Raw genomic sequence first — 13105 nt, forward strand, 5'->3', positions numbered from 1 at the left:
AGTTGACAGTTGACAGTTGACAGTTGACAGTTGACAGTTGACAGTTGACAGTTGACAGTTGACAGTTGACAGTTGACCTGGGATACCGACATCTACCTGGAAGGAAGAGGATTGGAGTAATGAACAGTCTTCTTTTAATTTCTCCCGATCGGGGCTCTGGCTGTAAACCTATTCTTTCTGGTAATTGGTAATTGGTAATTTTTGCTGGCTAATTACTAATTACCAATTTCTGATTATTAGTTAAATTTTTAATTCCAAAAGCGGGAGTTTTGAATTGCAGATTATTGTTGAAGGCTGGCGTTTTATTTATCATTCCTATTGCGTAGCCAATCAATTTCAACTGCTGGAAATGCACGCGCGGCGCAGCTATCCCGTAGGGAATCGCCCGCGAGGACAAATTGAGCTTTTCCACCGCGATATGCCCTACATTGACCCAGCTTGGGAGACGAAAATTAGTTTGTTCGATCGCCCAAATGAAACATTACTTCGCAGCATTAAGAGCCCTGCGGTAAATCAGTCAGCCGATGTTACCCTGCGAATGTACTGCCCGTGGGACTTCTCGGCATCCAGCAGCGCTCAAACTTGGGTATTTGCAGCCACAGAATGGGGGATTGTTACCAGTACAGTATTGCGGGGGATGGGGGTTAAGTCGATCGCCGAAACTGCGGTTAACTCAGAAACCAAAATTATTACACCTTCAGCCTGGTCAAAAGCCGGCTTAATTCGCAGCGGTGTTGAGGCCGATCGCATTGCCGTTGTACCTTTGGGAGTCGATCCTAAGATTTATTATCCTGCTGCGGGCGATCGGCGTCAAGCACTGCGCGAAAGCTTGGGCTGGTCAAACTTTTTTATATTTTTAAACATCGGAGGACAAACCGATCGCAAAGGCATTCGCCCTTTATTAAAAGCCTTCGCTGCGGTAGTTGACAAATATCCAGATGCGAGATTAGTTTTAAAAGGTTCAGAACTGCTTTATCCGTCGAGAGACGAGATTGCCCAAGCCTGCCGAGTTGTGCTCAACGATGCGGAAAGAGCGAGGGTTTTACCAAGATTAATTTATACTGGTAGCCAGCTATCTTTTGCTCAAATAGCTGAGTTTTACCAAGCTGCAGACGTTTATGTTTCTCCCTATTTGGCAGAAGGTTTTAATCTGCCGGTGTTGGAAGCTGCTGCTTGCGGTTTGCCGGTTATTTGCACTGCGGGCGGCCCTACAGATGATTTTACGCGATCGGACTTTGCACTGCGGATTGAGAGTAAATTTAGGGCTGTGGCGAGGGAGGGGGAAACCTTATTTATCTTAGCTCCTGAGTGGGAACATTTGACTGATTTGATGCAAAGGGCGATCGAACAGCCTGGATTGGCTGCGAAAGCGAGGGTTGCGGGCCCGGCTTTTGTGGCTGAAAATTTTACTTGGAGGCGTGTAGTCGATCGATTGCTTGAGGTTATGGGAGGAGATAGAAAGAGAGAGGAGAGGTCTATTTTTGAGCCAATAATTTTGTAGTTTGGGTCTTTCAAGCCCTAGATGGGGAAATAGGTTTTTTCCGGCTCTGGCAAAAGCGCAACCAGTTTCGCTTTTGCTTCTATGTTTCAATCCCTGATAGGGTTTTAGGTTTTTTCCGGCGCTTGATTTTTTAGTTCACTTGCCATAGTATAAAAGGTTTCAATCCCTGATAGGGTTTTAGGTTTTTTCCGGCTACGAGAGTGTGGCGAGAGTGTAGGAAGTGCTGGGTTTCAATCCCTGATAGGGTTTTAGGTTTTTTCCGGCAAAAGTAGTATTAAAAGTAGTATGCTTTAGGGGTTGTTTCAATCCCTGATAGGGTTTTAGGTTGTTTTCGGCCGTCTGCACTCATCGCCTATCCTGGCTCTACACCAATGTTTCAATCCCTGATAGGGTTTTAGGTTGTTTTCGGCCAGATTGGCAGGAAGATTCGCTCGGAAGATACAAGTTTCAATCCCTGATAGGGTTTTAGGTTGTTTTCGGCTTCAATATTCTCGCAACAATCTTGAAGGGATTTGGCGTTTCAATCCCTGATAGGGTTTTAGGTTGTTTTCGGCGTACACTTGCCATTCAAGCGCTAACTAGCTTGACCCATAGTTTCAATCCCTGATAGGGTTTTAGGTTGTTTTCGGCTTTGGATAGCCGCGTTCCTGTCAGAGTTGCCTGATTGTTTCAATCCCTGATAGGGTTTTAGGTTTTTTCCGGCGAAAAAGCCCAGAGGGAACGCGCCCCGGAGAAGGGAAGGAGTTTCAATCCCTGATAGGGTTTTAGGTTTTTTCCGGCGATTTTGATGGCCCGTCGGCGTGGGCTTTTCTTGTTTCAATCCCTGATAGGGTTTTAGGTTTTTTCCGGCTCAATCACCGCCGAAACCCCTGGGAGCTAGCAGCGCCCAATGTTTCAATCCCTGATAGGGTTTTAGGTTTTTTCCGGCTCGAGCAAACCAAGCGCGGTGGAGTTTGTTCAACGTTTCAATCCCTGATAGGGTTTTAGGTTTTTTCCGGCATGCAGCCGAGTAACTGGAAATGGTACGGCACATGGATTATTGTTTCAATCCCTGATAGGGTTTTAGGTTTTTTCCGGCACTCACTTTGGCAGTAAGTTTCAAAGGTGCGATGTTTCAATCCCTGATAGGGTTTTAGGTTTTTTCCGGCTAAATTGGTGCGAAAATCTCGCAGCATTAAATTGTTTCAATCCCTGATAGGGTTTTAGGTTTTTTCCGGCGGAGTGGTCTGAGATGTTCCGGCAACCAGTAGGGGTTTCAATCCCTGATAGGGTTTTAGGTTTTTTCCGGCTTAACCTGCGAACGAGACACAGATGACATCTTTCTGTTTCAATCCCTGATAGGGTTTTAGGTTTTTTCCGGCGGCTCGAAAATTGCCCCGTGTCATTCATCCACGAGTTTCAATCCCTGATAGGGTTTTAGGTTTTTTCCGGCATTCTTTTTAATAAAATCCTGTTGCCGACTCATGAGTTTCAATCCCTGATAGGGTTTTAGGTTTTTTCCGGCGATTTTTGTAATTGGTGGGTAAAGTTTCAGCAATACAAGTTTCAATCCCTGATAGGGTTTTAGGTTTTTTCCGGCCCGAGGCGATCGGGCTGCGGTGGAAAAATATCAAGTTTCAATCCCTGATAGGGTTTTAGGTTTTTTCCGGCCCTAACTGTCCTACCTGTGAGAGTGAATCGAGAAAGGTTTCAATCCCTGATAGGGTTTTAGGTTTTTTCCGGCCGACCGCCAGTGCATCCCTACTAACCTACCCCGCCGTTTCAATCCCTGATAGGGTTTTAGGTTTTTTCCGGCGGAGCCGATCAGCATGAAGCAAGAACAAAAGTTTTGTTTCAATCCCTGATAGGGTTTTAGGTTTTTTCCGGCGCTCGTTAAGGTCGGATAGGCGGGCAAGTGGCTGTTTCAATCCCTGATAGGGTTTTAGGTTTTTTCCGGCTTTTAGATCAGCGCTACCAATGAGAGCGCCAACGTTTCAATCCCTGATAGGGTTTTAGGTTTTTTCCGGCACTATGCGGGTTTGCGTGTTTCTGAGTTGTGCGCTTTGGTTTCAATCCCTGATAGGGTTTTAGGTTTTTTCCGGCGCGTCAAGCGATACCAACTGAATCTCCGGGTAAGTTTCAATCCCTGATAGGGTTTTAGGTTTTTTCCGACCGGGAAAGGCTTTCAGAACTACACCGGAGACTGGATAGTTTCAATCCCTGATAGGGTTTTAGGTTTTTTCCGGCGATGAAATTATCCAGGCACTTCGGTTAAAACTCAGGTTTCAATCCCTGATAGGGTTTTAGGTTTTTTCCGGCCTTTGAAAAAAAACAGCAGTCTGTTTTAGAAGTTTCAATCCCTGATAGGGTTTTAGGTTTTTTCCGGCCCGGCAGCCTGGGGCGGGTATGCTGATTTTGGCCGCTGCGTTTCAATCCCTGATAGGGTTTTAGGTTTTTTCCGGCATTATAGCTTGTAGTTGAGAGATAGAATACCTCTCATGTTTCAATCCCTGATAGGGTTTTAGGTTTTTTCCGGCGATTCATTATTAATCAATAAACCTCTTACAAAGGTTTCAATCCCTGATAGGGTTTTAGGTTTTTTCCGGCGGGGATTCCCCCATCATTTATTAACTAAAATTCAGTTTCAATCCCTGATAGGGTTTTAGGTTTTTTCCGGCATACAATAAAAACTTTTTTCCTAACAAGAATTCGTTTCAATCCCTGATAGGGTTTTAGGTTTTTTCCGGCGGTAGATAATCTCCACAATGATATGGAATTGATGTTTCAATCCCTGATAGGGTTTTAGGTTTTTTCCGGCGCGTGTTTGGGCTGAATCCAAAGCGCAGACTTACGTTTCAATCCCTGATAGGGTTTTAGGTTTTTTCCGGCTTGAAACATCGAGAATTTCAGTTCTTGCTTGCAATTGGTGGTGTTTCAATCCCTGATAGGGTTTTAGGTTTTTTCCGGCGAAAGCCGCCTTTAGCTCCAAGTAACAGTTTTGATTTGTTTCAATCCCTGATAGGGTTTTAGGTTTTTTCCGGCCCAATTTGCAGTTTTCGTAGTTGCCGAGGGATTTGTTTCAATCCCTGATAGGGTTTTAGGTTTTTTCCGGCGCTCAGCAACTTGAAAGAGAAAAGAAAATTGATAAGTTTCAATCCCTGATAGGGTTTTAGGTTTTTTCCGGCGATAGCAGCCTGAGTTAGGCTAGTGCCCCAAAAGTTTCAATCCCTGATAGGGTTTTAGGTTTTTTCCGGCTCAATTTTATCAAGAGAATTAGAGCGAGCAGAAATGTTTCAATCCCTGATAGGGTTTTAGGTTTTTTCCGGCAGGAGCAGAAACAGAAGATTTTTCAAGCAGTAAATTTGTTTCAATCCCTGATAGGGTTTTAGGTTTTTTCCGGCTTTATCGAGCGCTCAAGCGCCTCGAAAGCTTACCACGTTTCAATCCCTGATAGGGTTTTAGGTTTTTTCCGGCGAAACACCGCCACCTAATTGTGGAGGATTACTGGAGTTTCAATCCCTGATAGGGTTTTAGGTTTTTTCCGGCTTTGGCGTACCTCAGTATTATGTGACTTTGATGTCATTAGTTTCAATCCCTGATAGGGTTTTAGGTTTTTTCCGGCTTTACGATAGTATTACTAACAAAGTTTCGGGCGCGTTTCAATCCCTGATAGGGTTTTAGGTTTTTTCCGGCATATAGAGAATCGCCCGGTAGCTGCAATGCGTCCGTTTCAATCCCTGATAGGGTTTTAGGTTTTTTCCGGCTCTTCAATTGAAGGTAAAACTTCCTCATATACCCAGTTTCAATCCCTGATAGGGTTTTAGGTTTTTTCCGGCACTACCGTAGCAGCTATCCACTTGCCCCAGCGGTTGTTTCAATCCCTGATAGGGTTTTAGGTTTTTTCCGGCTGTACTTCTTATGTAACTTACCAGCCATCTTTCTGTGTTTCAATCCCTGATAGGGTTTTAGGTTTTTTCCGGCGCATACCTTCCCAGTTATTTTTCATTATGCTGCTTCAGTTTCAATCCCTGATAGGGTTTTAGGTTTTTTCCGGCCGAGTTTCTTCTGAAATTACATTGGAGGGTATTAAGTTTCAATCCCTGATAGGGTTTTAGGTTTTTTCCGGCCTTTCCACCATATCAGCCGGAGCTGGCAATGGTGTTTCAATCCCTGATAGGGTTTTAGGTTTTTTCCGGCCTCGTGCCATTCCCTGCGAATTTCCTCGGCGCAGTTTCAATCCCTGATAGGGTTTTAGGTTTTTTCCGGCTTGATTGCAGTTCCCGTACTTCTTTTTCCAGCATGTTTCAATCCCTGATAGGGTTTTAGGTTTTTTCCGGCATTCTCTTTCCGTGTCGTCCTTAATAATGAAAGCTTGTTTCAATCCCTGATAGGGTTTTAGGTTTTTTCCGGCTTAACGAAAGTGATAAAGCCAAAATGGGAGGATTTCTGGGTTTCAATCCCTGATAGGGTTTTAGGTTTTTTCCGGCGCAATTCTCGAATTGCTCTGAGTACGTCGGGGAGTTTCAATCCCTGATAGGGTTTTAGGTTTTTTCCGGCGCGGGTCGGTGTATCAGCACCGGAGGCCCCAGGGTTTCAATCCCTGATAGGGTTTTAGGTTTTTTCCGGCGAATTGCGGCCAGAACTGCAAGTCTTTGATACACCAGGTTTCAATCCCTGATAGGGTTTTAGGTTTTTTCCGGCCGACTTCTTGTGCTGAAATCAGGTTCAATTCCTGCGTTTCAATCCCTGATAGGGTTTTAGGTTTTTTCCGGCCGCCCGTTCCAGAAGCCTTGGTGTATTTGGTTTTCAACGTGCAGTTGCGTCCATCTAAAATAAAAGTACCATTCCAGCCTTCGGCTTGTCAATACCCGATTTTCCATATTCCCTCCAAAACCTTATCCTGTAAAGCTTTCAGACTTTGCGTCTATCTTGTTTTCACACTAGGGGCATCAAACTCTTGCTACACATGAGTTTGAGCCGAAAAATTTGATACTCCGATTTTCACACCTACCCATAGACGCAAACTCAGCAAAAAATATTCTGCGATCAAGGGCTCTACGCCACCAATACCTTCGATCTTACCCTGACAGCAAGCGCACAGCGGAAAAAACCAAATACTGTCTTCCTTGGGTTAGATGACTTTCTTCGGCGTGGCGATCGTAACTTAGACTTGAGTCCTAACCGGAATCAATCTCCTCAACTGGTTGCATGACTTTGTTCGGCGGGGCGATCGTAACTTAGACTTGAGTCCTAGCCGGAATCAATCTCCTCAACTGGTTGGATGACTTTGTTCGGCGTGGCGATCGTAACTTAGACTTGAGTCCTAGCCGGAATCAATCTCCTCAACTGGTTGGATGACTTTGTTCGGCGGGGCGATCGTAACTTAGACTTGAGTCCTAGCCGGAATCAATCTCCTCAAACGATTCCGCCAACCAGAAAGCAAAGCGATTAAAAAACAACTCCGATATATCAAAAAAAATTAGCTCATATTCAACAGCTAACGACTTAGACACTTATCTCTAATTTCTAACGAAAAAGCCATATAAAAGCTGCCAAGTCGTAGACTTATCAAAATCTATGCTTTAGAAAATCACAGACCACAACTTATCTTTTACCGAAATTGAATCCCAATTAATTGCTAGGAGTGATTTGCCACAACTTATTCAGCGAAACCTAAACCTTCAACAATAAGCGAATTTTACCTGCCATATTTGCGGTATTTGTGCTTCGCGGTTCCGAAAAATGTTATTGGCAAATTGCATACAAAATCCCCAAATTAACTTAAAATCAGTAGAGTGGCATTTACCTTAAAACAACCTATGACAAAAGCCGAAATTAGCACCAAAAACATCACAGTTCCTAACGGGGATTTGCAAATAGCTGCATACCTAGCCCAGCCAACCTCCCCAGGGCAATTTCCCGCAGTTATCGTGATTCAAGAAATCTTTGGCGTCAACTCGCACATCCGGGAAGTTACTGAAAGAATAGCAAAAGAAGGATATGTGGCGATCGCCCCAGCCATTTACCAGCGTCAAGCCCCCGGCTTTGAAACCGGCTACACACCCGAAGCTATCCAAATCGGCAGAGAATACAAAGAAAAAACCACCGCTTCCGAACTTCTGGGCGATATCCAAGCCACCATCGAGTACCTCAAAACTCTACCCTCAGTCAAACCAGAAGGTTTTGGCTGCATCGGTTTCTGCTTTGGAGGGCACGTCGCCTACCTTGCCGCTACTTTGCACGAAATCAAGGCTACAGCGTCGTTCTACGGCGCCGGTATCGCCACCCAAACCCCCGGCGGCGGCACCCCCACGATCGCCCGCACAGCAGACATTAAAGGCACTCTCTACGCCTTTTTTGGCACTCAAGACCCCAGCATTCCCTTAGAACAAGTTGACCAAATCGCCGCAGAATTGCAAAAACACAGTATTTCTCACCAAATTTTCCGCTACAATGCCGATCACGGCTTCTTCTGCGACCACCGCGGCAGTTACGACGCTACGGCAGCAGCCGACTCGTGGATGCAGGTGAAGCAGCTATTTCATCAGCAACTTCAACCAGCCTAGAGAGTGGGAGATGGGGAGATAGGGAGATGGGGAGAGTGGGAAAATTTTTTCTACTGACGACTGCCAACTAAATTACTGACAACTGACAACTAAACTGACATGAATTCCAAATCTACAGGTTCTCAAAGCGCAAAAGCATCCTTTTCAATGGATGATTTTGCTAAAGCCCTCGAACAGCACAATTATGAGTTCCAGAAGGGACAAGTAGTGCGCGGCAAAGTGTTCGAGTACGACTCAAACGGCGCGTATGTTGATATCGGCGGCAAGTCTTCGGCTTTTTTGCCGATCGAAGAGGCTGCTTTGAGAACAGTAACGGATTTGTCGGAAGTGGTTCCGCTGGACGAGGAACGGGACTTTTTGATTATCCGCGAACAAGATGCAGATGGCCAAGTTACTTTGTCTCTGCGGCAGTTACAAATTCAGCAAGCTTGGGAAGATTTAGTTGAATTGCAGGAAACCGGTAAAGTTCTTCAGGTGCGGGTTTCTGGGGCAAATAAGGGCGGCGTGACTGTAGATGTTCAGGGAATGCGCGGCTTTATTCCCCGATCGCACTTAGTCGATCGCGATAACCTAGAATCGCTGATCGGTCAATCTTTGAGCGTTAATTTTTTGGAGGTCGATCGCGAACGAGAAAAACTCGTACTTTCCCAGCGGATGGCCACTCAATCCAATGCTTTCAAGGACTTGCAAATTGGTCAGTTGGTGGAAGGAAAAGTCAGCAGCATCAAGCCTTTTGGCGTGTTTGTGGACTTGGAAGGAGTTAGCGGTTTGCTGCACATCAAGCAAGTTAGCCAAAAATATATTGATAACCTTGGAAAGGTGTTTGCTCCCGGTCAACCCCTGAAAGCGATCGTGGTTGACCTCGATGAAAGTCGTGGCCGAATTTCACTTTCTACTCGGGTACTAGAAAATTACCCAGGGGAAATGGTGGATAAAATGGCGGATGTTATGGATACCGCAGAAGAGCGATCGGAACGTGCTAGAAAGACTCTTTCTTAAGTCTTGATCTAATTACCACCCCGACTTCTTTAAGAAGTGGGGGTGGTAAAAGTGCGATCGTTTTACGTTTAATTAACTTGATTTACTTATTTGGGATTTTACATCCACTTCTTATACCAGTTTCCAAAAAGAATCCCAGTATAGGCTAACTCCAAACCCCTAAGCTGTTGCACATTTAAACTGTGAACTAAAATTTGATAAAGTTCTTGTGGGGTGGGCCAGAAAGCCCGCACAAAAAATACGATTTAGATGCACAACAGCTTATCTAGTAAGTTAATACCTCTCGCCAATCAAAAATCTCCAATTGTTTTACTTCTTCCTTTCCCTATCTAACTCCATTTTAGCATTCGTTATTTGACCCCATTAGCTACTACTCCCAATACTTTAAAATCGGCCACATTTAGTTGATCTAAAGCTTTGCTTACCAGACCGCGATCGGTTTTTTCTATTTTTACTATCAGCACTGTACCATCAGTTTGAGAAGCTAGTAAATGACCGTCTGCTAAACCCATTAAAGGCGGCGTATCGTAAATGACTAAATCAAATAAGGCTAGGAATTGTTCCATTAAATAGTGCATCTTTCTCGAAGAAAGTAATTTAATTGGATCGGCGGGAATAGTACCTGCAGTGAGGACAAAAAGATTGTCATCGTCGGGTAATCGCTGAATAGCCTCATTTAAGCTTAAATCCGAACTTAAAACATTACTTAAACCTTTGATATTTGATAAGCCAAGGTATGTGTGCAGTTGAGGCAAACGCATATTAGCATCCACTAATAATACTCGTTTACCAACAGCAGAAGCAGTTTTAGCTAAATAAAGTGCTACAGTGGACTTACCCTCACCTTTAATAGTCGAAGTGATGGTTAAAGAACTTATTGGGTTGTCAGCATTTAATAATTGAATATTTGTGTATAAGTAGTGAAATGCCTCGACCACAGGAAAATCTTTGGAATTTGAAACTATTATTCGTTTTAAGCTTGCACTGTTAGTATTTGAACTTACGCTAGTGAATGTAGGTGGAACACTTTCACCTCTCCGAGATTTAATTTTCATCGCTTTGGCGATCGGAATGACTCCCAAAAGAGGGCGTTTAGTTGCTGATTTAATTTCTTCTGGAGTATGGAAAACAGTATTTAAAACTTCTACTAGGAAACCTACAGCAATGCCTAGTAAAGTGCTAATAACGATCGCGATTGCTAGGTGGCGACGGGTTGGTTTTTCTGTTACTGGCTGGAACTCACCATTTTCGTTTGTGACTAACTGTGGTTTAGATATAATTTGCCAAGAGCCATCAATTTGACCAGCATCTAGTTGTAAAGCTTTTTGTTTTTCGAGGAAGAGTTTGAGAGTATCCTTAGCTAGTTCTAGTTTTAATTGTAGGTCATCATAGCGACGTTGAGCTTGGGGCATCTGAGTGATTTTTGCTTGCAGTAAGTTTTGACTATTAGTTATCACTCGCTCGCGAGCTTCCAACTGTTTTAGTTGTGATTGCATCTGCAAGAGGACAGTATCAGCTTCTCTTTTCATTAACTCACGCAAACTTTGCTGCTTTTCCCGCAAAGATTGAATGGGAAGGCTATTTTCATAAAATTGAGTAGAGCTTAAAGCTAATTGCGCCTCTATCTCATTTACTTTGCTAATTAAATTTTCATAAGATTTCGGGCTAATATCAACAATCCAACGATTATCGCCCGTTAACGCTCTTTTTTTGTAGCTTTCATATTGAAGCCTACTTTCTGCCAGTTGTCCTTGCACTTCTAGGCGACGATTAGTTAAATTATCTAGCTGATCTGATAGGCTGCGGCTGCGTAGTTCTGGTTGATTAAAGTTATACTGAACTCTTAACATTTGTAATTCTTGTTGCAAGTTATCAACTTTCTGCTGGAGTGGTGGCATTTGGCGATCGATAAAATCAATACTTTTTTGGCTAACTTTTAAACGCTGTTTGCCCATATATTCTAGGTAATATTTTGCAGTTTCATCCAGCACATATTGGATGCGCTTTGGATCTCGATCGCGGTAGCTAATATTTAGGAGTTTAGTAGCCCCCTGCTTCCCATCTTTCAAGAAAGTAACACGTTCGATTGTCAATCGCTTGTTGAGATTTTTATAGTCAAACTTTGGATATTTTTTCTGCAAATTATTAACTAAGGGTAGTAAAACTTCTGGGCTTTTTAAAACCCGCGTTAAACTTTGATAATCCACCGAGGAACCGTCTTCCGCTGATGATTTAATTTTGTTCAAGTCTGTGATACCTAAACTATTATTTTGAGCTTGAACCAAGAGCTTTGATAGCCGATCGTCAGCCGTAATGGGTTCTGCTAAAACTGTAAATTTTCCTTCATACTCGTTAATAGATTGTTTGGCAGCCATGAGCACGAAACTACCGCTTAAAGTAGCTATGCTGGCAGCTACTATGCCCATCACCAGAAGGCGACGTTTGACGACAGCTAGTACCCAATTCATATCAAGAACTTGGTCATCCTCTGCTGGGGTACTAGCTAGGTAATTAGCCGAGGGAACTGACAAATATTGACCATTAAGGTCATTCTTGAGGGAAGACAACAGTTTTTTATCCATAGCAAAAATGTTATGAAATTCCTAATTTCCTAAGAGTCTCAGTAGCTCTATTAGTCGGGTGGGAACGAGAAGTCCACCAATAATACTACCAGCGGGTGTGAGAACAGTGTTAATGGTGTCTACCAAGGTAGCAGTCCTCGAACGTCCCACTATAATTATGTCATTATCTTGAATCAGTGGGTTGGTTTGAGCATCGATTCCTTGATTCAAATTAATTGCTACTTCCGATCGGGATATAGTTCCATTAGGATTCAGCCTGATCAGTTCCACGGATCTAGAGTTAGCACGAGTTAGTCTGAAACCCCCCGCACTCATAATTGCTTGATTTAAGGTAGTATTAGGAGGTAATTTGAGCCCACCCGGAGTATTGACTTCTCCGATAACACTCACTTGCACAGTCCCCGGTGCAAAGCTAGCAGTAGCTAGAACCGAAACTTCTCCAGGGTCGATCGCCGTCGCTGTCGGGACAAAGATGATATCCCCTTCTTGTAGTATAGTATCTTGAGAGGTATCTTGTTCTTGCAAATATTGCCAAAGGTTAATAGTGCGGATTTGTTGTTTGCCATTTCTAGTATAACGTTGGAGTTGGATTTGCCGAATATCAGCGATTGATGTGATGCCACCAGCTAGTTGTAGAGCTCGAATGATGGTCGGTTGTCCGCTGGTTCTTTGACCATTTTGGGTATCACCACCGAGCGCTACATATCTACCGGGACGCTTTACCTCTCCGAATACTGAGACACTACGGGGTTGCTCTGCTGGTATAGAAAAAGTAGATTCACTAACTTGATTTGTTTCTGCTAAATTAATTGTTTCTTGAGGGGGAACCAAGATTTGATCTCCATCTCGCAACGTGATGTCTTGGCTTGTTTGACCCGTTTGTAAATAATCCCACAGGTTATAAGTGAGAGTTATTTGTTGGTTAGCCTTGACACGACGTCGGACAATTACTCGGCGGATATCAGCGCTAGCTCGAATACCGCCAGCTTTTTCTAAAGCTTGAGGGATCGTGGGAAACTGAACTGATGGTGTATTTCCACCTCCATTAGCTAGGGGCAATGAGTAGGATCCGGGACGACTTATTTCACCCGACAACCAAATATTGAGCGGGCGGGCAGCTTGTAAGCTGATGGTAACTATAGGCCTTTTTACGACCCGGCCATAAGCTCTAGTGATAGCTTGGGCTGCCTGTTCTAAAGTTAATCCTTGAAGGGAAACACTACCAATAACCGGGATTTGAATAGCTCCCCCAGCGGGAATTTGATACACCCCACTAAGCTGGGGCAGATCGTAGATATCAATTCTAATATTGTCTCCACCACCTAGATAGTAATCAGTATTAATACTTATTGGGGGGGCTGGGGACTGAGCGAAGTTGGTTTGAGGGTAGGAGAGAGTGAGTACCAGCGCCAGCAGTGGCACTTGTAAGGCAGGAAGGGTAAGCCATTTCATAGGTAGTAACAAATTTGATGATAGAG

At 43.9% G+C, this 13105-nt stretch carries 5 protein-coding genes and 1 CRISPR repeat array; of the genes, 3 read left to right on the forward strand and 2 right to left on the reverse strand.

Going from position 1 to position 13105, the window contains the following annotated elements:
• Positions 1–274: 274 nt before the first annotated feature.
• The 3 genes from QUB35_RS31840 (at position 275) to QUB35_RS31850 (ending at position 9045) form a co-directional block, all read left to right on the forward strand.
• Entirely contained in the window at positions 275–1501 is a 1227-nt protein-coding gene (locus QUB35_RS31840; protein ID WP_333145833.1) for a glycosyltransferase family 4 protein, read from the forward strand.
• Positions 1502–1584: 83 nt separating this feature from the next.
• Positions 1585–6253: direct repeats of the CRISPR family, unit length 37 nt; unit sequence GTTTCAATCCCTGATAGGGTTTTAGGTTTTTTCCGGC.
• Positions 6254–7299: 1046 nt separating this feature from the next.
• Positions 7300–8046: a dienelactone hydrolase family protein gene (locus tag QUB35_RS31845; protein ID WP_333145835.1), complete on the forward strand. Its 747-nt coding sequence runs from the start codon at positions 7300–7302 to the stop codon at positions 8044–8046.
• A 99-nt stretch (positions 8047–8145) separates the two neighbouring features.
• Positions 8146–9045 carry a S1 RNA-binding domain-containing protein gene (locus QUB35_RS31850; protein ID WP_333081864.1) on the forward strand — a complete coding sequence of 300 codons (900 nt, stop codon included), beginning with the start codon at positions 8146–8148 and terminating at the stop codon, positions 9043–9045.
• 350 nt (positions 9046–9395) lie between these two features.
• Here the strand turns inward: QUB35_RS31850 and QUB35_RS31855 are convergent, their stop codons facing one another.
• Complete coding sequence (locus QUB35_RS31855) at positions 9396–11627, reverse strand: polysaccharide biosynthesis tyrosine autokinase (RefSeq protein WP_333145837.1); 2232 nt, start codon at positions 11625–11627, stop codon at positions 9396–9398.
• Between the two features lie 21 nt (positions 11628–11648).
• Positions 11649–13079 (reverse strand): SLBB domain-containing protein, encoded by a 1431-nt coding sequence (locus QUB35_RS31860; RefSeq protein ID WP_333145840.1) that lies wholly within the window; start codon positions 13077–13079, stop codon positions 11649–11651.
• Positions 13080–13105 lie beyond the last annotated feature (26 nt).

This window comes from Microcoleus sp. B13-B6 (genome assembly GCF_036705405.1).
Classification (GTDB): domain Bacteria; phylum Cyanobacteriota; class Cyanobacteriia; order Cyanobacteriales; family Microcoleaceae; genus Microcoleus.

Excerpts from the sequence above, each read along its gene's own strand:
- QUB35_RS31855 (WP_333145837.1), bottom strand. The coding sequence starts at position 11,627 with ATGGATAAAAAACTGTTGTCTTCCCTCAAGAATGACCTTAATGGTCAA.
- QUB35_RS31845 (WP_333145835.1), top strand. The coding sequence starts at position 7,300 with ATGACAAAAGCCGAAATTAGCACCAAAAACATCACAGTTCCTAACGGG.
- QUB35_RS31850 (WP_333081864.1), top strand. The coding sequence starts at position 8,146 with ATGAATTCCAAATCTACAGGTTCTCAAAGCGCAAAAGCATCCTTTTCA.
- QUB35_RS31860 (WP_333145840.1), bottom strand. The coding sequence starts at position 13,079 with ATGAAATGGCTTACCCTTCCTGCCTTACAAGTGCCACTGCTGGCGCTG.